At 53.7% G+C, this 25,581-nt stretch carries 17 protein-coding genes; 9 read left to right on the top strand and 8 right to left on the bottom strand.

Going from position 1 to position 25,581, the window contains the following annotated elements:
* Positions 1 to 268 precede the first annotated feature (268 nt).
* On the bottom strand, positions 269 to 994 hold the full coding sequence (locus tag SQ11_RS08820) for a Crp/Fnr family transcriptional regulator (RefSeq protein ID WP_041513793.1): 726 nt from the start codon (positions 992 to 994) through the stop codon (positions 269 to 271).
* Between the two features lie 346 nt (positions 995 to 1,340).
* Here SQ11_RS08820 and SQ11_RS08815 point away from each other — a divergent pair, with 346 nt between their 5' ends.
* Complete coding sequence (locus SQ11_RS08815; protein WP_052494117.1) at positions 1,341 to 1,652, top strand: BON domain-containing protein; 312 nt, start codon at positions 1,341 to 1,343, stop codon at positions 1,650 to 1,652.
* A gap of 455 nt (positions 1,653 to 2,107) precedes the next feature.
* Positions 2,108 to 10,819: a glucoamylase family protein gene (locus tag SQ11_RS08810; RefSeq protein ID WP_041513792.1), complete on the top strand. Its 8,712-nt coding sequence runs from the start codon at positions 2,108 to 2,110 to the stop codon at positions 10,817 to 10,819.
* On the opposite strand, the gene SQ11_RS08805 is transcribed toward SQ11_RS08810, so the two are convergent.
* Complete coding sequence (locus tag SQ11_RS08805) at positions 10,799 to 11,380, bottom strand: Crp/Fnr family transcriptional regulator (RefSeq protein WP_041513791.1); 582 nt, start codon at positions 11,378 to 11,380, stop codon at positions 10,799 to 10,801. The genes SQ11_RS08810 and SQ11_RS08805 overlap by 21 nt on opposite strands.
* 254 nt (positions 11,381 to 11,634) lie before the next feature.
* On the opposite strand from SQ11_RS08805, the gene SQ11_RS08800 reads away from it, so the two are divergent.
* The 3 genes from SQ11_RS08800 to SQ11_RS08790 all read left to right on the top strand — a co-directional run bounded on the left by SQ11_RS08800 (position 11,635) and on the right by SQ11_RS08790 (position 13,577).
* A complete protein-coding gene (locus tag SQ11_RS08800) occupies positions 11,635 to 11,952 on the top strand; it encodes a YqjD family protein (protein ID WP_041513901.1) in 318 nt (105 codons plus the stop codon).
* A gap of 152 nt (positions 11,953 to 12,104) precedes the next feature.
* Positions 12,105 to 13,139 carry an SGNH/GDSL hydrolase family protein gene (locus SQ11_RS08795; RefSeq protein WP_052494116.1) on the top strand — a complete coding sequence of 345 codons (1,035 nt, stop codon included), beginning with the start codon at positions 12,105 to 12,107 and terminating at the stop codon, positions 13,137 to 13,139.
* Positions 13,140 to 13,250: 111 nt separating this feature from the next.
* Positions 13,251 to 13,577, top strand: coding sequence for a DUF1840 domain-containing protein (locus SQ11_RS08790; protein WP_041513790.1), 327 nt, complete (start codon positions 13,251 to 13,253; stop codon positions 13,575 to 13,577).
* 204 nt (positions 13,578 to 13,781) lie between these two features.
* On the opposite strand, the gene SQ11_RS08785 is transcribed toward SQ11_RS08790, so the two are convergent.
* From SQ11_RS08785 to SQ11_RS08775, 3 genes are all read right to left on the bottom strand, one after another.
* Positions 13,782 to 14,957: a hypothetical protein gene (locus tag SQ11_RS08785; protein WP_052494115.1), complete on the bottom strand. Its 1,176-nt coding sequence runs from the start codon at positions 14,955 to 14,957 to the stop codon at positions 13,782 to 13,784.
* Between the two features lie 393 nt (positions 14,958 to 15,350).
* Positions 15,351 to 16,148: a PEP-CTERM sorting domain-containing protein gene (locus SQ11_RS08780; protein ID WP_041513789.1), complete on the bottom strand. Its 798-nt coding sequence runs from the start codon at positions 16,146 to 16,148 to the stop codon at positions 15,351 to 15,353.
* Between the two features lie 498 nt (positions 16,149 to 16,646).
* Positions 16,647 to 18,713 (bottom strand): ATP-binding protein, encoded by a 2,067-nt coding sequence (locus SQ11_RS08775; RefSeq protein ID WP_041513788.1) that lies wholly within the window; start codon positions 18,711 to 18,713, stop codon positions 16,647 to 16,649.
* A 318-nt stretch (positions 18,714 to 19,031) separates the two neighbouring features.
* Between SQ11_RS08775 and SQ11_RS08770 the strand changes: the two genes are divergently transcribed.
* From SQ11_RS08770 to SQ11_RS17260, 4 genes are all read left to right on the top strand, one after another.
* A complete protein-coding gene (locus SQ11_RS08770) occupies positions 19,032 to 20,036 on the top strand; it encodes a sulfate ABC transporter substrate-binding protein (RefSeq protein ID WP_041513787.1) in 1,005 nt (334 codons plus the stop codon).
* Between the two features lie 309 nt (positions 20,037 to 20,345).
* Complete coding sequence (locus SQ11_RS08765; protein ID WP_041513786.1) at positions 20,346 to 20,933, top strand: BON domain-containing protein; 588 nt, start codon at positions 20,346 to 20,348, stop codon at positions 20,931 to 20,933.
* Positions 20,934 to 21,038: 105 nt separating this feature from the next.
* Positions 21,039 to 21,257: a CsbD family protein gene (locus SQ11_RS08760; protein WP_041513785.1), complete on the top strand. Its 219-nt coding sequence runs from the start codon at positions 21,039 to 21,041 to the stop codon at positions 21,255 to 21,257.
* 113 nt (positions 21,258 to 21,370) lie between these two features.
* Positions 21,371 to 21,520: a lmo0937 family membrane protein gene (locus SQ11_RS17260; protein ID WP_156972452.1), complete on the top strand. Its 150-nt coding sequence runs from the start codon at positions 21,371 to 21,373 to the stop codon at positions 21,518 to 21,520.
* Between the two features lie 112 nt (positions 21,521 to 21,632).
* On the opposite strand, the gene SQ11_RS08755 is transcribed toward SQ11_RS17260, so the two are convergent.
* The 3 genes from SQ11_RS08755 to guaB form a co-directional block, all read right to left on the bottom strand.
* A complete protein-coding gene (locus SQ11_RS08755) occupies positions 21,633 to 22,268 on the bottom strand; it encodes an SRPBCC family protein (RefSeq protein ID WP_084226790.1) in 636 nt (211 codons plus the stop codon).
* Between the two features lie 84 nt (positions 22,269 to 22,352).
* On the bottom strand, positions 22,353 to 23,915 hold the full coding sequence (guaA, locus tag SQ11_RS08750) for a glutamine-hydrolyzing GMP synthase (RefSeq protein ID WP_041513784.1): 1,563 nt from the start codon (positions 23,913 to 23,915) through the stop codon (positions 22,353 to 22,355).
* A gap of 161 nt (positions 23,916 to 24,076) precedes the next feature.
* Positions 24,077 to 25,537 (bottom strand): IMP dehydrogenase, encoded by a 1,461-nt coding sequence (gene guaB, locus SQ11_RS08745; RefSeq protein WP_041513783.1) that lies wholly within the window; start codon positions 25,535 to 25,537, stop codon positions 24,077 to 24,079.
* Positions 25,538 to 25,581: the final 44 nt, after the last annotated feature.

The raw sequence follows: 25,581 nt of genomic DNA, 5'->3' as shown, positions 1-25,581 counted from the left end.
TAGTTCTTCCGGCATATGCGGTCGGTACGTCAGCGCACATTCCTTTTTTGATTGCAAATTTTATGAAGCGCGCGTCGCATGCTTCGTTATTATTGATGCGTCATTAAGGAAGGGGCGCCGGGGCCGGAGGCCGGATGGAGCAATTCAGTGACGATGTGCCGCGGGAGCTGAAGGGAGAGAAGAGTAGAATCGTGACTTACCTGGATATTTCAACAGGCCGGTCCAAAAATTGCCGTATAACCGTGAATGATGACATTGAGCAATAGCGCTAATATTTCCGCACATCCCAGAATAGTCGATCAAATTCTTTTTTTACCACATGGTAGCATTCACAAACATGTGTTTCCAGCCCGCTCCGGTCAAGTACCATGATATGGCCCCGGCGGTAGCGAATCAGTCCAGCGCTTTGCAATTTGCCGGCTGCCTCCGTGATTCCTTCACGCCGCACACCGAGCATGCTGGCAATCAATTCCTGCGTCATGGTCAATTCCCGGCAGTCCAAACGATCTAGCGTCAACAATAACCACCGGCACAATTGCTGCTCGATCGTGTGATGACGGTTACATACCGCGGTCTGGGAGATCTGCGTCATCAGCGCCTGGGTATAACGCAGCAGCAGCCGCTGGATGGGCCTCGCATGGTTGAATTCCTCCAACATTAACGCAGCTTTCATCCTGTAGCCGTAACCTGCGGTTTGCACGGTCGCCCAACTGGGTGTGGTTTCGCCGCCCATGAAAAGTGAAACGCCGAGCATGCCCTCGTTGCCCACTCCGGCGATCTCGGAAGATGACCCATTTTCCAGGATGTAATGAAGGGAGACGATAGCCGAAGTTGGAAAATAGACATAATGAAGACGTCCGCCGGATTCACACAGAACATCGCCCAGCGGCATATGAACCAGTTCCAGATGAGATGCCAAACGTGCCAGTTCTGCCGCCGGCAGTGCAGCAAGGAGTTGATTCTGGTCAGAGTGAGATTGACGGGAGCTGGGCATTCTCTAGCTTACGGAACACTGTCAAAATTAAGTGCGGCCCGGAAAAGGGAATCAAGGGATTCGGCATATGCCGAATTCTTATTTTGCCGCCGGATCGCTTCCCCTACGAATCATGATAGCACTTCCCCGCCATACTATCTCCTATCGAGCATCCATTTTGTGCGATAGCGTACATACTATGGATGAGCTAACCCCTATCATCATTTACGTATCGTGCAGAGGCTGTGTAGGGACGCCGTTATCGTTGTAATGGGTAGTTCGAGTGAAAACAACAGAAATACGATCTTGGCAGATTCCTATAACAGATGCATGTAACAAACCCGTTTCCAACCATTCGGAGTTCAATATGATACAAGTTAACAGAATTTATACTCTATTTGCCGCCATTTTATTCATGTCTATGGTGGGTTGCGCGTCAACGTCGAAGACGGAAGGTACGGGAGAATATATTGACGATAGCGCAATCACGACAAAGGTGAAAGCGGCGATTTTCAACGAACCTACATTAAAGTCCACAGAGATCAATGTCGAAACCTTCAAAGGCGTCGTTCAATTGAGTGGCTTCGTTTCCAGCCAAGCTGATATCTCCAAGGCGGTGGAGGTCGCCAAAGGTGTCGCGGGTGTGAAATCGGTGAAAAATGCAATGCAGTTGAAATAAATATCATGGGAGGTTACGCGGTAACCTCTCTTCCGGGGATTTACCGCCTGCAAGCGAGGCTTCGGCATTTCAGAACAGTATTTTCATTTCTTGTCTGATTTATCCGCTCCGCGGTCAATAGGCACCGCATACACCGGGAGGAATTTACATAATCCCGGAATCAAAACAAGACCCGGCATGATGAAACGCCCATAGCCATTGCGGAAGGCTTGTACTTCGATCCCCTTAACACATGGATCGTGGCAACCTGGAGAAATGCAATTGAACCTAGATCCGGTAGTTGGACAGGGTGAAGTGCCCGGTTATTGGGGTATGGGACAAGACGCAACGATGCGGAATGGTTGTTCCACGGTCCCTGTGTTGACGTTTCCCGGGCCAATGAAATCATTATTGAAGGTTACGCTTCATCCAGTCCGCTCGCTTCGATTCCTCAAATCCGGCAGATTGCTAGGGACATGACCGTCTCCCAGCTTTTATTTCCGTTCATGGCGCGGTTTCGCAAAATCGGAAACCCAAGTGTTCCGCTAAGCGAGGAATTACCTCTGCGGGCCGAGCTATTCAGCGCCGACCAGATGGAGCTGTATGGGGGGATTCTTGCGGCTTCTCACGAATTATCATCAGCGCGTGGCACCGACCAACTGCTGGCGCGTCTGGATGAGAACGAAAATACGCTTCTCAACATCTGTAATGTATTGACCGAAGCGGTCACTGCTGACAAGCCGCTTACACCGGCAGGCGAATGGCTTTTCGACAATTTTTATTTGATAGAAGAGCAAATTCTCACCGCCAAACGTCATCTTCCCAAAAGTTATAGCCGTGAATTGCCTCTCGTCGCGCGTGGGCAATCCGCCAACCTTCCGCGTGTATATGACATCGCTTTACAGGCGATCTCGCATGGCGATGGCAGAGTGGATACGGAGAGCCTGAGGCGCTTTGTCATGGCATACCAGGCTGTCGCCAATCTGCAATTAGGGGAGCTATGGGCGATACCCATCATGCTGCGGCTGGCACTGATTGAGAACCTGCGCCGCGTCGGGGTCCACGTGGCGGCCGGCAGGGTTGACCGGAACGTCGCGGATGCCTGGGCTGATGAGATTACGAAGATCGCTGAAAAAGATCCCAAGAGTCTGGTTCTCGTCATTGCGGATATGGCGCGATCGGATCCACCAATGACTACGCCGTTCATTTCTGAACTGGCGCGCCGGCTGCAAGGCCAGGGTCCCGCGCTGGCGCTCCCGCTGAACTGGATTGAACAGCGGCTTGCCGAGTCGAATCAAACAATTGAGCAAATGGTGCATATGGGAAATCAGCAGCAGGCGGCTGATCAGGTTTCCATTTCCAACAGCATTAATAGTTTGCGCATGCTAGGCGCTATCGATTGGCGCGAGTTTGTCGAGACTATCAGCGTTGTCGAGCAGACCTTGCGAGAAGATCCGGAGGGTGTCTATAGCGGGATGGATTTTGCTACCCGCGATCGCTATCGGCATGCCGTGGAGCGCTTGGCCAAGGTAAGTCCCGTTTCGGAAGTCGAAGTGGCGCGCCATGCGCTCCGGTTGGCGCGCAACAGCGCCACCAAAAATGACGGGGCCGCCAGGGCGCATGTTGGCTTCTACCTGATAGACAAAGGCCTGCCCGACCTCGAACAGGCGGCACAGGTACGCTTGTCCATCCCCGAAAAATTATCGCGCGCCGCCCGCCGGTATCCGCTTCTCTTTTATGTTGGCGGGATTGCTCTGATAACGGCGGGTATGACGGGCGGTCTTTTGCTCGAAGCGTATGCCGGCGGCATAAATGGGTGGTTGCTGGGAATGGTGGGGGTATTATCGCTATTTGCAGTGAGCCAATTGGCCGTAGCAATAGTAAATTGGATAACTCAACTGCTGGTGGCGCCACACTCGCTGCCACGTATGGATTTTTCGGGGGAAATCCCTGCGGCATTTCGTACCCTGGTAGTGGTTCCAACCATGCTGACGAAAGCCTCCGACATCCCGAATCTCGTGGAGGCGCTCGAGGTCAGATTTCTGGCCAACCGCGATGATAATCTTTTCTTCGGTTTATTGACTGATTTTCACGATGCGGACCGGGAAACGCTGCCCGAAGATGTTTCTTTATTGCAGCTTGCGCGCGCAAGTATCGAAGATTTGAATAATAAGTATTCCAACTGGGCCAGGGATGAAATGGGGGCTCCGAACGAGACGGCAGACTTGGCGGCAAGGGGGACTAACGGCCCGTTTTTTTTGTTTCATCGCCCACGCCGATGGAATCCGCTAGAACGGCTCTGGATGGGTCATGAGCGCAAACGCGGCAAACTTGCGGATTTGAATGCCTTGCTGCGTGGCGCAGGAAGCGACGCATTCTCGGTAGTCATCGGCAACACAGCTGTGTTACCCGAAGTGAAATATGTTATCACGCTCGACACCGACACCCAATTGCCCCGGGAGGCGGCTCATCAGTTTGTCGGCTCAATGGCTCACCCACTGAATCGCGCGCGGCTCGACACCAACGGCGCGGAGGGAGCCGCTGGCAGGCTGGTGACCGAAGGCTATGGAATTCTGCAACCGCGTGTCGCGGTGAGCCTGTCGAGTACAAACCGGTCGCAATACGCATGGCTTTTTGGTGGCGAAGCCGGTATAGATCCGTATACGCGTATTGTCTCGGACGTTTACCAGGATTTATTCTATGAAGGTTCGTTCGTGGGTAAGGGTATTTATGACGTTGATGCGTTCGAACAAGCGCTTTGCAACCGCCTTCCCGAGAACCGGATACTAAGTCACGATCTTCTTGAAGGCTGTTATGCCCGCTCGGGTTTGCTGAGTGATGCCCTGTTGTATGAGGGTTTTCCTTCACGTTACAGCGCAGACGTAAGCCGCCGCCACCGATGGATCCGGGGAGACTGGCAACTTGCTACCTGGCTATTATGGCGCGTCCCGGGAATGGACTCGGGCCGTCATCCGAATCCGCTATCGGCGTTGTCCCGATGGAAATTGATGGATAACCTGCGGCGCAGCCTGGTTCCGGCGGCCTTGACACTGCTTCTCCTGCTGGGATGGATAGCTCTCCCTCATGCGTGGTTCTGGACTTTGGTGGTCATAGGCGTGCTGGCTATCCCTGCGATGATAACCGTTATTTCCGATCTGCTGCATAAGCCTCCCGGTATGTCGCTGCGGCAGCATGTTACCGCCACCGCGCGTGCGGCGGGGCGGCATTTCGGGCAGATATTGTTTGTACTGGCCTGCCTTCCCCATGAGGCCTATTTCAGCCTCGACGCAATTGTACGGACTCATGTAAGACTTTTGATCACGCGCCGCCGGCTTCTGGAATGGAACCCATCCCGTGAGGTCGAGCGTGAATCCGATCCGGCGATCGTTGATAAGGGGCGTACTGGTCTCGGTGCATACTTTCAATCGATGTGGATGGCGCCTGCAACCGCCGCGGCCGGAGTAATCGGAATCGTGATGACAGAACCATTTGCCTTGATCGTCGCGTTGCCGGTGTTATTGCTATGGGCGGGCTCTCCCGCGATTGCCTGGTGGATAAGCCGGCCGTTCCCCCCGCGAAGCACTGAATTGACCCTAGGTCAAAACCACTTTTTGCGTCAGGCAGCCCGCCGCACATGGTTCTTCTTCGAAACCTTCGTCGGCCCAAAGGATCATTGGTTGCCGCCGGATAATTTCCAGGAGCATCCGGTTGCGACGATCGCGCATCGTACATCGCCGACCAATATGGGTCTGGCACTCCTCGCCAATATTGCCGCACATGACTTCGGTTACATCGGCATAGGACAACTCATCGACCGGACGGCGAATACGCTCCAATCGATGGAAACGCTGGAACGGCACGCGGGTCATTTTTACAACTGGTACGATACGGAAACACGGGCGCCTTTGACGCGCTATATCTCCACGGTGGATAGCGGCAACCTCGCGGGCCATCTGCTCACACTACGCGCGGGGCTACTGGAAGCTGCAGATGCCCCCATCATCGGCGAACAGATATTCCTGGGATTGGACGATACGCTGCGGATCCTGGAGAAAACCGCTGGCGCTCCCGCAAGTTCGCTGACGCAATTCAAGCAGGCGCTGATGGCTGCAAGCGGCGTTCGCCCACTCACCATCGCGGGTGCGAGAGTCGAGCTTGACCAGTTGGCTGCCTGCTCCAGGGCGGTGGTCCACGAGATTGCCGAAGAGCAGTCTGCTGCGGGTACTGACGAAGCTCATGAATGGGCAAGGGTTTTAAATAGACAATGCGAGGATGTGCTTGCGGAATTAGCCAGCCTTACGTCGCAGTTCGTGTGGCCCGCTGCTCATGGCAGCAAACATGAGGCGGCGCGTACGGCGGAAATTCCCTCGCTGAGATTTCTTGCCACGCAAGGAAATGAGCGCGCGCGCCACCAGTTGGACATGCTCGAGCACCTTGTGCTTTTAACGGGCGAAATGGCGCAGATGGAATACGGTTTCCTATTCAATCATGCGCAACGGCAACTTGCCATTGGGTACAATGCGGGGGAACGCCGGCTCGATGCAAGTTATTATGATTTACTTGCTTCGGAGGCTCGATTGTGCAATTTCGTCGCAATCGCGCAGGGGGAGCTGCCTCAGGAAAGCTGGTTCGCTCTGGGCAGGATGCTTACATCCGCCGGGGGAGAATCCGCGTTGTTGTCGTGGAGTGGTTCGATGTTCGAATATCTCATGCCGTTACTGGTCATGCCGACATTCGACAACACGCTGCTCGATCAAACCTGCAAGGCGGCGGTGGACCGGCAAATTGCATATGGCGACGAGCGCGGGGTGCCCTGGGGCATCTCGGAATCGGGCTACAATGCCGTCGACGTTCAATTCAACTATCAATACCGCGCATTCGGTGTTCCGGGCCTGGGGCTCAAACGGGGTCTGGCTGATGATCTGGTCATTGCCCCCTATGCCTCCATGCTGGCCCTGATGATTGATCCCGAAGCCGCATGCCGTAACCTTCAGCAGCTTGCCGCCGAAGATCTTCTCGGAAAATTCGGTTTTTATGAAGCAGTCGACTACACGCCATCACGACTGCGACATGGTGAAACACGCGCCGTGATACGCTCGTTCATGGCTCATCACCAAGGCATGAGCCTGCTTTCTCTGGCATACGCATTGCTGGATCGCCCCATGCAACGGCGGTTCGAATCCGAGGCATCGTTCCAGGCAACGATGCTGCTTTTACAGGAGAGGATTCCGAAGGTGACGGCTTTCCGTTCCCAGGCCCCTGAACTGCCGGATATTCGGGCAGCCAAGGAGCTTCCGGACATGCCGATGCGCATACTTTCGAATGCCAGCACGCCCATTCCCGAAGTGCAGCTTCTGTCAAACGGCCGGTATCACGTCATGGTCACCAACAGCGGCGGTGGAAGCAGCCGCTGGAGGGATCTTGCTGTCACCCGCTGGCGGGAAGACAGCACCTGCGACAACTGGGGCAGTTTCTGCTACCTGCGCGATATGGCGAGCGGGGAGTTCTGGTCGAATACGCACCAGCCCACATTGAAGGAAGCCAAGCGCTATGGTGTTCTCTTTTCTGAAGGGCGGGTCGAGTTCCGCCGCCGCGATCTCGATTTCGACACTTATACCGAGATTACGGTATCCCCGGAAGATGATATCGAATTGCGCCGGGTTCGTATCACCAATCGGGCTTGGACGCATCGGACCATTGAGGTTACTTCCTATGCCGAAGTGGTGCTTTCGACGCCGGCAGCCGACGCGCAAGCGCCGGCATTTGGCAACCTTTTCGTGCAGACGGAAATACTGCCCGAGCGGTATGCAATCCTCTGCAGCCGGCGTCCACGCTCCCAGAGTGATCCAATACCCTGGATGTTTCATCTGATGACGGTACATGGCATCGGTAGCGAAGCGATTTCCTATGAGACGGATCGGATGGCATTCATTGGGCGCGGAAATAATGTATCCAATCCGCAAGCGATGAGCAAGGCGGGGCCGCTCTCCGGCAGCGCCGGCTCGGTTTTGGATCCGATCGTGGCAATCCGGCGGCGCGTAACCATCAAACCGGGCGAGTCCATGACGATTGATATCGTTACCGGAGCAGCCGATTCTCGTCACGCCGTCATGAATCTAGTGGACAAGTACCAGGATCCGCGTCTGTCTGATCGTGTTTTCGACCTCGCATGGACCCATAGTCTGGTTGTATTACGGCAGCTCAACGCGACCGAGACTGACGCCCAATTGTTTGGCCGCTTGGCAGGCTCGGTGCTCTATGCCAATGCTTATCTGCGCGCCGACGGCGCCGTGTTGAGCAAGAATCAGCGTAACCAGTCAGGATTATGGGGGTATGCCATTTCGGGCGATCTGCCGATTGTGCTGCTGCAGATCAGTGATCCAGCCAACATCGACCTGGTGCGGCAGTTGGTGCAAGCGCATGCCTACTGGCGTTTGAAAGGGCTGACTGTCGATTTGATAATCTGGAACGAGGATCATTCGAGCTATCGGCAACTTCTGCATGATCACATCATGGGATTGGTCGCCGGCAGTACCGAAGCCCACGTGCTCGATCGGCCGGGGGGCATTTTTATCCGCCGTGCCGAGCAGATTGCCGTCGAGGACCGTATTCTGCTGCAAACTGTTGCACGCGTGATTATCCTTGATAGTAAAGGCAATTTGCCGGAGCAGATAGCACGCCGGATTCCCGGAGAGCTTACGATACCGCCGATGAAGTGGGAGCCGGAGCGTCAGTCCGAGGTGGCGCAAAGCGTTAAGCTGCCTCAGCGTCATTTACTCTTTGACAATGGGTTTGGAGGATTCACCGCCGATGGACGCGAATATATCATAACGACCGGACGGGAGCAGACGACCCCAGTCCCCTGGTCAAATATTCTAGCAAATTCGCAATTCGGGACCGTTATCTCCGAAAGCGGCCAAGGCTATACCTGGGGAGAGAACGCTCATGAATTCCGCTTGACGCCATGGAGCAATGATCCCGTTTGTGATCCCGGCGGGGAAGTCTATTATTTGCGCGACGAAGAAAGCGGCTATTTCTGGTCACCAGCGCCATTACCCAGGCCCGGAGCGGCGCCCTATGTTACCCGGCACGGATTCGGTTACAGCGTTTTTGAGCATACCGAGAACGGTATTGTTTCCGAGCTCTGGGTTTATGTGGCACTCGACGCCTCGGTTAAATTCGCTGTATTGAAGGTTCGGAATGAATCCGGGCGATCGCGCAAGCTTTCCGCGACAGGATACGTCGAATGGGTATTGGGCGATTTACCGGAGAAAAGCAGGATGCACGTCATTACAGAGATCGATTCCGTCAGCAATGTCTTGCTCGCACGCAATCCCTACAGCAACGAGTTCTCGGCGCGAGTGGCTTTTTTTGACGCCGATGACACGGTACGCAGCGTGACCGGTGATCGAACTGAATTCATCGGCCGCAATGGCGGATTCAGAAGCCCGGCGGCAATGATAACCGCGAACGCGCTTTCCGGCCGCGTGGGACCGGCGCTTGACCCCTGTGGCGCTATCCGCGTTCCATTCGAGCTGCTGGATGGTCAATCGCGGGAGATCGTCTTTCGTCTGGGTGCCGGATCTGATACGGGGGATGCCATCAGGCTTGCGCAGCGCTTCCGTGGTGCAGGCAAAGCACAGGAAGTTCTGGGAAGCGTGCATCGGTACTGGGGACATGCGCTGGGTGCAATACAGGTGGAAACACCTGACCCGTCGGTCAATGTAATGATCAATGGCTGGTTGGTATATCAGGTTCTCGCCTGCCGTTTATGGGGGCGTAGCGGTTATTATCAATCCGGAGGGGCTTTCGGATTCCGGGATCAGTTGCAGGACGTCATGTCGCTTGTTCACACTGAGCCCACGCTTGTTCGCGAACATCTGCTCCGGTCGGCGGCACGTCAGTTTATTGAAGGCGATGTTCAGCACTGGTGGCATCCGCCGGGAGGCCGCGGCGTGCGGACCCGTTGTTCGGATGATTATCTCTGGCTACCCCTGGCGGCATGCCGTTATATCGCCGCTACCGGCGATATCCATGTGCTGGAGGAATCGGTACCCTTTCTTGAGGGACGGCAGGTGGGTGCCGATGAGGAGTCGTATTATGATTTACCGGTCCGTTCCGAACAGGTTGCGAATCTGTATGAACATTGCATGCGCGCCATTGTGCACGGCTTGCGATTCGGCGAGCATGGCCTTCCGCTGATGGGCAGCGGTGATTGGAACGATGGCATGAACCTGGTCGGATTCCATGGGCGCGGCGAGAGCGTCTGGTTGGCTTTCTTCCTGTATGACGTACTCATGCAATTTTCCAGCCTCGCCCAGCGGCATGGCGATACGGTTTTTGCCGCACGTTGCAAGAAGGAAGCCAATCTGCTGCGCAAGAATATCGAAAGGCACGGCTGGGATGGCGAATGGTATCTCCGCGCCTTTTTCGACGATGGTTCCCCGTTGGGCTCGTCCAGCAATCCCGAATGCCGGATCGACTCAATTGCACAGAGCTGGTCGGTATTGACCGGCGCTGGCGCCGACGAGCGCCAACGTCAGGCAATGGCGGCGGTGGATCAGCATCTGGTCCGGCGTGACGCCGGCCTAATTCAGCTTCTCGATCCGCCCTTCGATCAATCCGCTTTGAATCCGGGTTATATCAAAGGTTATGTTCCGGGCGTGCGCGAGAATGGCGGTCAATACACGCATGCAGCCGTCTGGACAACGATGGCTTTCGCCGGATTGGGGGATCACAAGCGCGCGTGGGAATTGCTGGCAATGATCAACCCCGTCAACCATGCGCTGACACCGGAGGCGGCGGCAATCTATAAAACCGAACCCTATGTTGTTTCAGCCGACGTTTATGCCGTATCTCCCCACACTGGACGTGGCGGATGGTCTTGGTATACCGGTTCAGCCGGCTGGTTGTATCGTCTGATGCTGGAAACGCTGCTGGGCCTTACTCTGGAGGAGGACAAGCTATATTTCAAACCCTGCCTGCCTGCGGATTGGGAGACATTTACGCTGATCTATCGGTATCGGGAAACAGTCTATCGCATTACCGTTTTTCAGATCACCGGCGAGGAGGGGAAAGAAAGTCTCACCATTGATGGGGTGGGGCAAGACAATCTTATTATCTCCCTGGCCGATGACCGGTTACAGCATTCTGTCCAAGTCCGCCTGCTAGGCCGCCCGCTGGGGTGAGCGCAAGTTGACGCCCGAAGGTGTGGTCCATTTCGAGGGGCGTAGCGCTTGCGTGACCAAGGTATCGATGTGAGTAGAGGAGGGATTGCCGGCCATGGAAATAGGGGTCCGGGGGGCCGGATGCGGATGCGCAGGGTGCATTGCGGTTTGCGCAATTCTTGCGGTCAGGCTTTGCGTATAACGCTGTAGCAAATAACGCAGCGGGCTGCCAAGCTCGAACTCTCTTCTCAGATTGGCCGCCTTAAGCCTGTAGCCATAACCACTGCTTTGCACCACTGCCCGGTTTGGCGTCGTTTTTCTTCCCATAAGCATGGCAATGCCGAATAAACCTTCGTTACCGATAACGGCAATCTTTTCCGACTCTCCGTCATCCGTTGTTGCAAGGAGTGAAATAATACTGGTGGTGGGGAAGTAGACAAGGTCAATTTCACTGCCATCCTCGTAGACAGCCCATCCCTGCGGCAGGGAAACAAGTTCAAGACATGATTTCAGGCGCTCGTATACTTCTTCGGGGAGAGCAGCCAAAAAAAGGTTTTGCTTCGGGGTATGCAGATATGACATTGGCTCCTCGCTGTTTTTTAGCTCCAACCGGTTCCTGGATGATTGACATGGGGATGACTTTGAGGTTTGGAGGCTACACTGAAATTCAGGTGCCGTATGTGCGGTTCCAGACAGACCGGATTTGCGGAAACAAAGACAGTATGAGAGTCTTGAGTTGATTCCGGTCTTTCCTGGTTGCAGGGCGTAGACCCGTGATGGGGCGTTGGTTGGATGATGCCCGGAATGCTATACTGTTTTTTTATATGGAGGATGTGATGGGTAAATATACCGCCAGAGAAAGCAAGGAAAAGCTAATTGAGGATTTTCATTCGGTGATTAACGATACCGAGGAATTGATGAAATCCGTTAGCGGCGAAAGCGGAGGCAAGGCGCAAGTCTTGCGCGATAAAATCGAACAAAACCTGACGCATGCCAAGGAATATCTACAGGATTTTGAGGATTCCGTTGTCGATAAATCAAGGATCGCGGCACGGATAACCGATGAATATGTCCATGAAAATGCGTGGCGGACCGTTGGACTGGCAATCGGATTGGGTGTCCTGATTGGTCTGTTGATCAAAAACCGTGATTGATTGATTCTTCGGTTCGAATGTGCTTACGGCGCAAGGTTTCGAGGGTAAACAAAGTGCCGCAGCGGATGTCAGCTTGACCTTATTTTCATGAAGCAAAAATTGTTGTCAGCGAAGTCGGGTTTTCATCACCAAATCGACCTGGGAGACTGATCATGAACATACGAGGATTTTTTGCTGCGTTTTTTGCCTTGCTGCTGACCGGAGGTCACGTCGGGGCGGCACCTTTCAGCGGTTTGTATTCATTCGGCGATAGTCTCTCGGATGTGGGAAGCAATCCATCCGCCGTAATGAGCCTTTATAAAACATTAGCGAATAATTGCGATCCTACTCATCCCTGCGCTCCCTTTGGCGACTATTTTGAGGGGCGCATCTCCAATGGGCCCGTCGCCACGGAATATCTTGCGGATTCTCTCTTTCCGGGAGCAGTAAGTACCTCGAATTTTCACAGCTATGCCGTAGCCGGCGCCACATCAGGCATTGGAAACTTCGGAGACGGAGGCAGCGCGACCAAAGAGGGAGATTTGATTCCAATTCCCGTACCGGGCGCGTTTCCGTTGCCGGGCATGAAGGGGGAAGTGGAACAATACATGAAGGATATCGGAAGCACCGGCGGGCAGGCAGACCCCAACGCATTGTTTTTCGTATGGGGTGGAGCGAACGACTACCTGACGCACGATTCTCCCGTTCTGGCCGCCCAAAATATTGCGGGATATGTAAGCGAGCTGGCGGGCGCCGGTGCACGACATTTTCTTGTTCCGAATCTTGGGGATTTCAGCGCTACGCCCTCGGGCAGCACCCTGGGAGAAGCCGAGAAGTCGAATGCCCAGATGTTTTCCACTGTGTTCAATAACGAGCTTGCAAGCCAACTGGGAAGCGTTAGCGCACAATTCCCGGATGCCAACATATTTCAATTTGATACTTATACTTTCTTGAATGGCGTTATCGCAAATCCCTCCGCTTATGGGCTGACCGATGTGCAAAATGCATGCCTGACATCCGACCCCTGTGCCAATCCCGACAGTTTTCTGTTCTGGGATGATTTCCATCCCACTACCCATGGGCATGCCATCCTTGCCTCCGCTTTTGCCGCTGCCGTGCCGGAGCCCGAAATGATGGCCATGTTTGTTGCCGGCCTGTTGGTGATAAGCATTGCAGGCAGAAGACGAAAGCTTGAGCATGCGGCATAAGGGTGAGAGGGCCCACGCCTGAAACTTTGGTACACCGCGGCCGTGTAGTTTCTTTCACATGCAATCGTGGTTTCCGTTTCGTGCTGCCGCGATTTTTACCGGGAACGTCCTATGCTGGTAACATTCAAATGCGACGCCTATGCCGACATCACCCTGTTTGGCGATATTGCACTGCGGCTGCTGAAGATGATGGGGCACAGCGGGACAGTGCCCGGCGCGATACTGGCCGAGGATATCCCGACCACACTCGATCGCCTGAAGCGTGCGATCGAAACAGAAAAATGGTCGGCTCCCGCCCCGCCGGAACCGGCCCGAGATGCACAAAGCGAGGGTGAGGACGATGAAGATGTGGCCCTTGAATACCGGGCTTTACCTTTAATTGAACTGCTTTCCGCGGCGGCAAAAAAAAATTGCAATGTAATGTGGCAAAAAACGTAGGCTTGTAGCCAGCTGCCTTATCCTATGTGGGACAACGAACAGAGTATTTCCTGGAAGAGCGCAAAATATCCATGGGTATCTATTCTTGTCCTCCCCTGAAGGATACCCCTGGTCCGGTAGCGATTAATCTCGTGCCGGACTTTTTCTTTTGTCTCCATTTTTGCGCTTTATAGGCAGCTATGCCTGGGTGGGGCTTTCGCCGAATCAACGACGCGAGGGAACAGGGCCAATCAGGCCATCCGGAACAAATACCGTTTTAATGCCATGATCTGGCGTTTTCTCCGTCCAGGCCATAACGAAACCTGCCCCATGCGCCGCCAGTTGCGGCACGCCAGTATCCCGCCCGCCGCTGATTTCCTTAACACGCTGGATCGGGCCCGATGAGCCATCGGTATGCAATTTGCGTAGCGCCAGGCCAGCTTTGCGGGCACCCGCGTCTGTGGCGGCGATCCAGGAAACGACCACCGTGCGATCATCGCTCCATGCGACACCCACACGTCCGAATGGATCTGCCTTATCCACCTCAACGGGCTGGCCAAAACTCTGTCCGCCATCCGTAGAGAATGCGGCGCGTATGCGCGGATGATCGTTCGCAGCGGTAAACCAGACCGCCACGACTTGCATTCCCCGTGCCGCCAGCATGGGGCCATTGACCGGGCATCCGGCAATTTCCCAGCCGTCTCCATGCAGAGGTACAGGTTTTGTCCATTTTCCATGGTGCAAACGGGCTACCCGATGATCGCGGATCTCGTTATCGGTGCGGCCGCGCCAAGCGGCCACCGGGCCCGCCTGTGTCACCGCCACAGCCGGCCAACAGCAGGTGCAGGTACTATCGTCAATCACCTGCTCCTTATCCATGCCACCATCACGATGAATGCGCGTATAGCGCAAGGCGAAATTACCGGATTTTCCCTTATGCCCGCCACGATCTTGCTTCACAACACGATCACGTCCGTCCAGCCAGATAATACCGGCATCGCCATGCACCGGAAAGATGACGGCAAAACCGTGTTCGGCGGCAGCTCCATCGCGATGCGGTAATTTGGGAGCGCTCCAGGTTACGCCAGAATCATTGGAAATGGATGTTGCGATATCGTACTCGTAAGTACGGCCGCCTTTTTGTTTGACCAGCCAATGCGCCACCCAGAATGATTTGTCGATGGCTACGACAGATGGGAAATCGCTCCAATTGATAAACCAGTCTCCGCCACGCGCGACCTCGCCCTGGCGTATCCATTTTCCATCGCGCAACAAGCCGTATTTGAGAATATGATCCTTGCCAGCAGGCTCCACCCAGCTCATCAATATCTCGCCATCGGGGAGTGACGCGAGACGAGGAAACTGCGCGTCGGCCGTGGCGGGGTTTTCAATGATCCGCATTTTGGCAGCGGATGGCTGTGCTGCTCCGCATGGGAGGGTTGCTATTGAAAGCCCGATCAGAGCGGCTGTGATATGCAGGCTGTAGCTCAAGGATTGTGATCTAGCCAAAGTAAGTAAGCGCAAGCTGACCAGGAAAGTGTAAGGGGGAAAAATCTGTTTGGGAATGTGGCATATTGCCGCGCGACAATTTGTCGCACCCGCCGGCTAAGTGCAGCCTTTCAAATCAGGATATTAAAAGGATACGCATCGTCCAGTCGACGCGTATCCGGACTTTCAGTTTATAACCTGGCCCACCACCCTCAGCCGGTGGTATCGAGTTCTCCGGGGAATGAACGAACCCGTAACGTGGGAAATGGAACGAGAGAATGGAATGGTGCAGGTGCTTCGCGGTATCTAGAGATTCCCGCTTGATCTACGCCGGCGCACCATGGCACTCATCAGCCCCAAGCCGGCCAGCAGCATGGCGTAGGTTTCCGGTTCGGGCACCACGCCGGCCACCAGAGTGCCGGTAACGCCATATTTACTCATGAGATTTGGGTTGGAGGCATCCTGAGACAGATAATCCGCGCCGCCCAGAAACACCGAGTAATCACCGGGCGCCAGGTTCATGAACGTCTGCGATACCATGCCATCCGCCGTGCCATCCGAGCCAAAACCTGTACCGTCGTAGGCATGGCCGATATATTTGAAAAAGCTCAGGGCGGCGGGTATGCCATTGGTGGTATCCGGGTCGTTGCCGATTTTCCAATCGTTCAATGCCCGGAATGAACCCTCCGTATAATCGGGCCGGTTCGCCTTGGATATATCTGAAGAATCATAATCCGCCCCCATCGGGGCAACATGCGCAAGTCCCTGAAAGAGTGAGAAACCGGGTATCAGTCCGAGTTGCGAAGTGGAAACGTTGCCACTATGGTCGGTGACCTGGGAGGTTGTCTGCCGGAATGAAAGCGTCACGTCGGTGGGGTTGAGCAAGGTAAACCGGTAGGCGAGCGTTTTATGAGCATCGCCGTAATCGGCATCTGTTCCGTCGATCCAGCCGTAATTGCCGGTCACCGCCTGGCCCGACCGGGTGGACATGGCGTAAGTATCGTCAAAGGTGCCGAAATTGCGGCCGGTATAGCCGATGTGAGCCATTGCGGGCAGGGAAGTCATACCTGCCACGAAAAGTGCGTATTTGAGTGATTTTTTCATACGGAGCCTCTTGATTAATATTGTTGGACAACTAACTGGATAATGGAAATGCAAACAGCACATCGGTCAGGCTGGTCAGCCAGACCAATACGACTGAGTATTCATTATCCATATCAACAAATCAATGTGGCATATTGTCACATGCGGCGGTTTGTCACATGCGACGCATTGTCACAGGTGACAATTGACGCAGGCCTAGGATTGGCGAGCCTGTGCCTCATGGATCTATTGAAAGTATCGCGGCTCTCATAGGAAAGGTTATGACGGAAGGGTTGCGACGAGGAAACGGAGATAAGGATGTAAGAGAAATACAATCAGGATTGATGGTGAAGGCGGCGGCATGAAATAATATGATTGCATAAGATCTCAGCGAGATCCTGAAGGATTATTTCACGATTACTTATATGACATGAGTCGAGAAGGAGGGATGGGCATGGATGAGATAAAGCGGTTGTCGATGAACCTAAGCTTGCAGGAGACAAACAGCGGCGATTTTCGCTATCGTCCTATGAGCCTGCTAATTGCTGAGATCAGTTCCCGCGGCTCCACCGGTTTGGTGAGATGTCCTTGATAACCCGCGTTTATCGCACTGATCTTGTCTTCCGGACGAGCGAATGCCGTGAGTGCGATAGCGGGCGTCTCGCCGCCATCCTCGCGGGAAAGTTTTCTCACGTCCCGGATCAACTGATACCCATTCTTCTCGGGCATGCCAATATCGCTGATGATCACATCGGGCTTGTCGATTTGTAAAAGAAGCATGAGTCCCTGTGACGCGGTCGCGGCGGTGGTCACACTGGCTTGATAGTGAGTGAGTATTCGCTTGATAAGCTCACGTGCGTCGAGTTCGTCGTCAATCACTAGCACCTTTACTCCGGAGAGCACGGAATTATCGCCTTCGAAGGAATCCCGTGTCAGGGGCGATGGCTCGTTTCTCCGCTTATCACTCGTTGCCAGCGGCAGGTTTATGATAAATGACGACCCCTTACCCGTGCCGGCGCTTTCCGCCCGGACCGTTCCACCATGAAGTTCCACCAGCTGCTTCACGATGGCAAGGCCCAGACCGAGACCGCCATACTGTCGAGTCAGCGAGGCGTCAGCTTGCCGGAAGCGATCGAAAACATAGGGCATGAAATCAGGTGAAATGCCGAGACCAGAGTCTGTGATCCTGATCTCGAGATAAGAGCCTATCTGCTCCACCATAACTTCTATCTTCCCTCCCTTGGGCGTAAATTTTATTGCATTGGACAGGAGATTCCAAAAAATCTGCTGCAGCCGGTTGGAATCGCCCGAGACGGGGCCGGTGCGCCGGTCGATTTCTTTTTGCAGGCTGATTCCCTTGGCCTGTACTGTTGGACTCACCGATTCGACCGCCGCCTCGACCAGCGCGGACACATCCAATTGCTGCATGTCGAGTCTTACCTTTCCGGAAATAATGCTGCTCATTTCGAGAAGATCCTCAATGAGCTTGTTCTGTGCGCGAGCGTTTCGTTCAATTGTCTCCAGGCCCCGATGAACGTCCTCTCCCTTCATGTTTCCGTTCAAAATAAGTTGGGACCATCCCAGAATCGCGTTCAGCGGTGTTCTAAGTTCATGAGAGAGCGTTGCCAGAAATTCATCCTTAAGCTGACTGGCCCGCTCGGCTTCATTCCTGGCCAGCCGTTCATTCTCAAGTAATTGCCTCTTCTCCGCGTCCGCCAGGATCAAGGCTTCGCCAAGCGCCGCCACTTCATTGCTTGCGCTTTGGCCATAACGGCTGGGACGAGTGCCGCGCGTGATACCGGCCACCTGGCGGCCGAGCTCGGCCAGAGGCTGCAATATCCCGAGACGGGTATAAAAAATGATACCTGCAGTAGCAAGCAGCGTAATAAAAATAAGCACCATTTCAAACATGATTTGGCGCTCAAGCCGGGCGGAACCGACGTTTGATTCGGCCAGCATGCGTTCATTGAATGAATCCAGGAATTTCTGGATCGGTATCATAATGGCAGCCTTCTTGGCGACATATCGCTCACCAAACAATAAATCCATGGCGAATTCCCGGTCGGGCGCACGGCGTACCGTGAAATTACCTTGCCCGTCATCATAAAGGCCTTTCATGGCCGCGAATGCCCGCTTTTCAAGAAGAACCAGATTGTCCGAATTCTCCTTGGATTCTTTCAACAGGGTAAATTCCTGGTCGCTGAAACCCTCCCGATGCATGAGTTCGAGCAATGGGATCTTTTCACCCTCCTCGGCAACGGGTATTTCGTCCGCCACCAGCAGGTGCGAATAGGGAGCGGAATAATTCAGAGGCCGCGCCCGTCTGCCCTCGCGGATATCAAGTATCTGGAAAAAAAACTGCTCATACTTAGGATCTTCGGTCACCACGTAATAGCGCGCCATGTTGGTGAGATCTTCAGAGCTTTGGAGGAGTTCATCGGCAAGCAGAAAGGCGCGGAACCGATGCCGTTCACTGCTGTAAATCTCTTGCTGGATGCTCAGCGAGTGAAATACCAGCGCCCCTATTCCGGTAAGTAGCAACGCGAGGGCGACATTGGAAAACTTGGTAAAGCTTTTTATATTCACCGGGGTTTACTCCGTTCGCTAGTCTCACCAACGCTGTCGCAGCCAAAATTCTATACTTGGCGGTGCCTGGATTGCCATTTATTTTCTGAATCCAGATTTCCGCCCCTCCAGGACTGGGGGCATTTCGGGCTGTGAGCTACCGTACCATGATTCATCGTAATCGTTTGAGCACGCGAGAATTTCCAGTTAGCAGAATTTCCAGTATGCACTTGCGGGGCGACGCAAGGTAAAACGGGTTACTCAATTTCTTCATTTTTATGCAACGCCCGTGAAATAAACAAATGCTAAATTTTATTTCTGGTAATTACTCTGGAGGAAATGAAAATGAGTTTATATCACTCCCGTTTTATTTTTGCGCTCCTTGTAATTCTACTTAGTTTAGGAGTGGCCGCAGCCGCTTTGCATACCATTTCTTATAACCATAAATCTGATCCCGCATGGGAAATGTATGAGGATCTCAATGAGGCATTCGCCAGACACTGGAAAGCGCGATCCGGTGTAACCGTTACGATCAAACAGGCCCATAGTGAATCGGGTGTGCCGGTACGCGCCGTTATGGATGGGCTTGGCGTTGTCACACTCGCTTTATCGTATGATGCCGAGGCACTCAAAAAGAATACCCGCTTCACGTTGCCGGATTGGCAAGGATCCTCACCGAACAGCTCGCCCTATACTTCGACCGTTGTGTTTCTGGTACGCAAGGGCAACCCCAAGCAGCTAAAAGACTGGGATGATCTCATACGGCCGGGTGTCGAGGTGATCACGTCCAATCCAAAAACTTCAAGCGACGCGCGCTGGAATTATCTCGCGGCTTGGGGATACGCGCTCCAGCAACCTGGCGGGAGCGCAGCGAATGCACTTGAATTTGTCGGGAAATTGTTTGCCAATGTCAAAACCCTGGATTCCGGCACCCGCAATGCGATGACAAATTTTGTCGAGCATGGCACCGGCGATGTTCTGCTGACATGGGAAAACGAAGCCCACCGGGTTCTCAGAGGCCACAATGGCGACAAGTTTGAGATAGTCACCCCGACCATGTCAATCCTGGCCGAACCCTCCCTCAGTATCGTGGACAACATGGTGGCGGGTGGTGAGCGCGAAGTAGCCAAGGCTTATGTTGAGTATCTCCATACCGCCAAGGCGCAGGATATCGCAGGCAAACATTACTACCGCCCACGTGATGAGAAAATAGCCGCAAAATACGCGATGCAATTTCCATCCGTGGATCTGTTCACCATTGATGAAGTTTTTGGTGGCTGGAGATTGGCGGAACTTACGCACTTTGCCAATGGCGGCGTTTTTGATCAGATACAAGCCAAATAACGCGACCTGAGCCACGCGTCATCGGCGGGACTGGTAATAAGACATGGCTTGACCCGGCCAATAGCCGGGCGATCTAGAATCATCCTCACTTCCCTTTCAAGTCTTTAGTCGCGCCACTCCCGTCGATCATCCTTTTTACTTCCCGCCGTTTGCTCTAATTGAGCAGCCAAAACTTCATTTGGCATTTTTCCCGATTATGTGTGTCACCGCACGGATCAGTTGGCATCTAAAAGGGATGATTGCAACCGTTGAGCAGAGTATGCCTGTAGCAGCCTGCCGGGAGTTTCAATTCAATCATGGAGAAAAAGCATGTATACCCAAAATAGATTACTCGTTGTCGCCATCACGCTTGTCAGCGCGCTATCCATTGCCGGTTGCGGAAAAAGCGGTGAGAAGGCGGCTGCCCCCGCAGGGCCTGAACCCGCGGCTAAAACCACGGTAGGAACGGAAATTGATGACGGCACCATCACTACCAAGGTGAAAGCCGCGCTGCTTGCCGATGAAGGTGTCAAGGGCCTTGATATCAAGGTCGAGACGCGCAAGGGCGAGGTTCAACTTAGCGGTTTTGTGGATAACCAGACCCAGATTGATCGCGCCATTGCAGTCGCCAAAGGTGTCCAGGGTGTTAAAAACGTGGATAACAAGATGGACTTAAAAACTTCCGCGACGACGATAGGCGACAAAATAGATGATGCTGTCATTACCACTAAAGTGAAGGCTGCGTTGCTTACCGATGAGGGTATCAAGAGTTTGGATATCGCTGCGGTTACGCGCGACGGCGAGGTTCAGCTTAGCGGTTTTGTGAACAATCAGACTCAGATCGACCAGGCGACGACGATTGCGCGCGGGGTTGAGGGCGTGAAGAATGTTATTAATGAACTGGAGATCAAGAAGTAAGAAAAAACACTCAATCAGCCGGAAATGCGCATCAAGCTAATGGAATGTAGAAATAGAGTTGCTACACCTTAATTATCCAATTAAACCATATGGAAGGAGTGAAAAATGAACTGGGATCAAGTTGAAGGTAACTGGAAACAATTCAAGGGTAAAGTCAAGGAACAGTGGGGCAAGCTGACCGACGATCATCTCGATGTGATTGCGGGAAAACGGGATCAGCTCTCGGGGAAGATTCAGGAATCGTACGGGATTACAAAGGAGGAGGCGGAAAAGCAGATTTCCACCTGGGAAAAAAACCAGAAGGACGTATATCCTCCTAAATAAGGAATAGAATCCGGCAGCGCTCTCCAGGCAAATTACTCTTGAATGGCGATAGTTCTTATATCTGGGCGAATGGGGATATTCATAACCAGGTTAAAACATGAAAGGAGAATATCATGCTCTATACCGTTGCTGTCGTTCTGATCATTTTATGGCTGCTGGGGCTGGTGAGTTCTTATACCATGGGTGGCTTTATCCACGTTCTGCTGGTAATCGCCATCGTGGTTGTGTTACTTAGAGTCATTAGTGGCCGCAGGCCTCTGTAGGGGATCGGGGATTCTGGTTTCCAGCACGCTCGCCGCCGGGCGGGCGTGGAGAGGAAACCTTCCCTCCGTACCCAAGAAATCTCACTCTTCATCCCGCCGAACTACCGGTACACTATCCGCTGGCGAGTACCCGTTTTCTTCTCATTATTTCGTTGGATATTTCCTGAAATTGCTTTTGCGCTTCGTTCTCGATGAAATGGGGTCCTATAAACCGCAGAATCCAGACATCAGGAATAATCTCTGCGCGGTAGACGATACGCGTGTGATTCCCCTCCGGCAATAGTTGCGTTGTTTCTTCCATTTTACGCATGCTGCCGCTGATCATGCGTTCGTGGATCTTCCTGAAAGGGGTCAAATTAATCTTTCGCACTGATTCAAGCGAAATCGTTAGAAAGGCATATTTTTCCACTGCATATTGGGCGACATGCACATCGTTGCCCGATCTTCCGACAACTTTACTGGACTGGACGCTGGAAATAAAATTGGGTATGTTATCGAAGTCTGTCAGCACTGCCCAGGCCAGCTGGGGCTCGACCGGAACAGTAAAAGTTGCGTTTATGATGATTTGCTCACCATCATTTTCAACTTTAACCCTAATGTCGGTATCGTGCCGCTGGGCAATCTGGGGGACCGGATTCACCCCTGATGACGCGTTTAATTTCTCTGCCTGTTTTTCCCCTTCGGCCAGCACCGGCTCGCCGAGAAACAGGAGCGGCAGAAGAGCGACGGATATGGCATTTATCTTCATCGAATAGGATTATAGAACTGGTTTCGTAAGATTAAAACCAATATCCTTTATCGAAGTTGCTGAAAAACTTCGATTGATGCAAATTTACTCCCACTCAATGGTTGCGGGTGGCTTGCCGGAGATATCGTACACCACGCGATTGATGCCGCGAACCTCATTCACAATGCGATTGGAAATCCTAGCCAGCAGGGCATAGGGGAGCTCCACCCAGTGGGCAGTCATAAAGTCTTCCGTTTTTACCGCTCTCAATGCCACCACGTAATCGTAGGTGCGTCCATCGCCCATTACGCCCACGGACTTTACCGGCAGGAAGACGGCAAAGGCTTGCGATGCTTTTTCATACCAGCCGGAAGTACGTAATTCTTCGATAAAAATCGCATCGGCATGCCGCAGCAACTCGGCGTATTCGTACTTGACTTCCCCCAGAATGCGAACACCTAGGCCAGGGCCGGGAAAGGGGTGGCGATACACCATATCGTGCGGCAGGCCCAGCGCGAGGCCAAGTTCACGCACCTCATCCTTGAACAGTTCACGCAGGGGTTCCAGCAACTTCAAATGCAGTGTGTCGGGTAGACCGCCTACATTATGATGGGATTTGATGGTATGGGCTTTCTTTGTTTTACCGCCGGCGGATTCAATCACATCCGGATAAATCGTTCCCTGGGCAAGCCAACGGGCATTGGCGATCCGGGCGGCTTCGCGCTGAAATACTTCTACAAACTCCCGGCCGATGATACGGCGCTTTTGTTCGGGATCGGCAATGCCTTGCAGGTGGCCGAGAAAGTCTTCGCCGGCGTCGACGTGGATGACTTTTACACCCAGGTTCCTGCTAAACGTATCCATTACCTGCCGGGCCTCGTTTAACCGCAACAGGCCATTATCCACAAATACGCAAGTAAGCTGTTTTCCGATTGCACGATGAATAAGTGCCGCTGCGACCGATGAATCAACACCCCCAGACAAACCCAGAATGACTTCATCCATGCCCACTTCAGAGCGAATTCTGCCGATCGCCTCCTCCATGAAATCGGGCATGTTCCAGTCATAACCGACTCCGCAAATCTCATGTGCGAACCGCTCGATAATGGCTTTACCTTGCAGGGTATGGGTGACCTCGGGGTGGAATTGCATGCCATAAAACTTGCGAACCTCATCGGCTATGGCCGCATTCGGCGTGGCGGCATTGCTGGTCATCACCTTGAAACCGGGAGGAAGCGCCGTTACCTTGTCGCCATGGCTCATCCATACATCCAGAACTGGCTCGCCTTCCGCATCGGTACGATCGTGAATATCACGCATCAGCGCGGTTTGACCTCCCGCCCGCACCTCAGCATAGCCAAACTCCCGTACTTTCGAGGTTTCGACCGCGCCGCCCAGCTGCGCCGCCATCGCCTGCATACCGTAGCAAATTCCCAGTACTGGAATATCTAGCTCGAAAACAATTTGCGGGGCGCGCGGCGTTTCGTCCTCCGCAACGGAATCGGGGCCGCCGGAAAGAATGATGCCTCGCGGTGCAAAGTCATGGATGAATTGCGAACTGACGTCGCATGGATGAACTTCGCAATAGACATTGGTTTCCCGGACGCGGCGGGCAATCAACTGGGTATATTGGGAACCGAAGTCCAGGATGAGTATCTTTTGATGCATGGGGCGCGTCAGAAATCCTTAAATCGCAGTTTCAAACAGGCAAAACCACGGGGAAATGTCAAAAATGACTAGATTAGCGTCAGGCAAGGGGCGAGGAGGCGCATAGTATTCATATGCCACGATGAGCAACGCGGCATTGCGGCAATCTGGTCACTTTTTAACTATTCCACGTGATAATTGGGTGCCTCCTTGGTAATCTGGACGTTATGAACGTGCGATTCGCGGATACCGGCGGAGGTGATCTCGATGAACTCGGCTTTGGCATGCATGTCATCAATGGTCGCACAGCCGAGATAGCCCATGCCCGAGCGTATCCCGCCGATGAGCTGGTGGATCACGGCGATTACGCTGCCTTTGAAAGGTACGCGCCCTTCCACGCCCTCGGGCACCAGTTTCTCCGCATCCTTTTCGGCCTGCTGGAAATAGCGATCGCTTGAACCTTGCTGCATGGCGGAAAGCGAGCCCATGCCGCGATAGGTTTTATAGGAGCGTCCCTGAAAAAGCTCGATTTCCCCGGGTGATTCCTCTGTACCTGCGAACAATCCACCCAACATTACAGAGCTGGCGCCGGCTGCGATTGCCTTGGCGACATCCCCGGAATAACGGATACCTCCATCCGCAATCAAGGGCACACCGGTATTGCTCAATGCGTCCGATACATTCTTGATCGCGGTGATTTGCGGCACGCCCACACCGGCGACAATGCGCGTGGTGCAAATCGAGCCAGGGCCTATTCCGACTTTGACACCGTCGGCACCGTGGTCGACCAGCGCCCTGGCCGCGGCGGCGGTGGCGATATTGCCGCCAATGACCTGAATTTGAGGAAAGCGTTTCTTTACCCACTGTACCCGCTCAAGCACGCTCTGGGAATGACCGTGAGCCGTATCCACCACAATCACGTCCACTCCTGCCTCGGCCAGGGCCTCCGCGCGTTCCTCGCTGCCTTCGCCGACACCAATCGCGGCTCCGACGCGCAAACGACCCAGGTCATCCTTGCAGGCATTGGGATGCTCCGAGGTTTTGACAATGTCCTTGACGGTGATTAATCCGCATAATTCGAAATCGCTATTCACCACCAATACTCTTTCCAGCCGGTATTTATGCAACAATGCCATGGCTTCTTCGCGCGTGGTGCCTTCCTTCACCGTCACCAGCCGCTCTTTCAGCGTCATGATATTCTTGATGGGCTGATCCAGGTTGGTTTCGAAGCGCAGATCCCGGTTGGTGACGATACCCACGACTTTCGAGCCTTCCACCACCGGCAAACCGGATATCTTGTACTTATGAATGAGACTGAGCACCTCACGCACCGTCATGTCCGGGGGAATGGTGATGGGTTCCTTGACCACACCGCTTTCGAAGCGTTTGACTTTGGCGACATGCGCCGCCTGGTATTCTGCCGGCATATTCTTGTGGACGATGCCGATGCCGCCTTCCTGCGCTAGGGCAATGGCAAGCCGCGAGTCGGTTACGGTATCCATGGCGGCGGAAACCAGCGGGATATTGAGAGAAATTGCGCGAGTGAGCCGAGTGGCTAAATTAACATTGCGTGGCAGAACCACGGAGTGGGCGGGAAGCAGCAAAACATCGTCAAAGGTCAGGGCTTTTTCAACCAATCGCATGATATTGATCCTTCACAAAGCGGCATTATAGCGAAACACGGAGG

It is taken from the genome of Nitrosospira sp. NpAV (assembly GCF_000832065.1).
Taxonomy (GTDB): domain Bacteria; phylum Pseudomonadota; class Gammaproteobacteria; order Burkholderiales; family Nitrosomonadaceae; genus Nitrosospira.
Note: the sequence above shows the minus strand (reverse complement) of the source record. Positions and strands in the feature narration are given on the sequence as shown.

Coding starts and splice junctions, on each gene's coding strand:
- SQ11_RS08820 (WP_041513793.1), bottom strand. CDS start 994: ATGCCCAGCTCCCGTCAATCTCACTCTGACCAGAATCAACTCCTTGCT.
- SQ11_RS08815 (WP_052494117.1), top strand. CDS start 1,341: ATGATACAAGTTAACAGAATTTATACTCTATTTGCCGCCATTTTATTC.
- SQ11_RS08810 (WP_041513792.1), top strand. CDS start 2,108: ATGACCGTCTCCCAGCTTTTATTTCCGTTCATGGCGCGGTTTCGCAAA.
- SQ11_RS08805 (WP_041513791.1), bottom strand. CDS start 11,380: ATGTCATATCTGCATACCCCGAAGCAAAACCTTTTTTTGGCTGCTCTC.
- SQ11_RS08800 (WP_041513901.1), top strand. CDS start 11,635: ATGGGTAAATATACCGCCAGAGAAAGCAAGGAAAAGCTAATTGAGGAT.
- SQ11_RS08795 (WP_052494116.1), top strand. CDS start 12,105: ATGAACATACGAGGATTTTTTGCTGCGTTTTTTGCCTTGCTGCTGACC.
- SQ11_RS08790 (WP_041513790.1), top strand. CDS start 13,251: ATGCTGGTAACATTCAAATGCGACGCCTATGCCGACATCACCCTGTTT.
- SQ11_RS08785 (WP_052494115.1), bottom strand. CDS start 14,957: ATGCGGATCATTGAAAACCCCGCCACGGCCGACGCGCAGTTTCCTCGT.
- SQ11_RS08780 (WP_041513789.1), bottom strand. CDS start 16,148: ATGAAAAAATCACTCAAATACGCACTTTTCGTGGCAGGTATGACTTCC.
- SQ11_RS08770 (WP_041513787.1), top strand. CDS start 19,032: ATGAAAATGAGTTTATATCACTCCCGTTTTATTTTTGCGCTCCTTGTA.
- SQ11_RS08765 (WP_041513786.1), top strand. CDS start 20,346: ATGTATACCCAAAATAGATTACTCGTTGTCGCCATCACGCTTGTCAGC.
- SQ11_RS08760 (WP_041513785.1), top strand. CDS start 21,039: ATGAACTGGGATCAAGTTGAAGGTAACTGGAAACAATTCAAGGGTAAA.
- SQ11_RS17260 (WP_156972452.1), top strand. CDS start 21,371: ATGCTCTATACCGTTGCTGTCGTTCTGATCATTTTATGGCTGCTGGGG.
- SQ11_RS08755 (WP_084226790.1), bottom strand. CDS start 22,268: ATGAAGATAAATGCCATATCCGTCGCTCTTCTGCCGCTCCTGTTTCTC.
- guaA (WP_041513784.1), bottom strand. CDS start 23,915: ATGCATCAAAAGATACTCATCCTGGACTTCGGTTCCCAATATACCCAG.
- guaB (WP_041513783.1), bottom strand. CDS start 25,537: ATGCGATTGGTTGAAAAAGCCCTGACCTTTGACGATGTTTTGCTGCTT.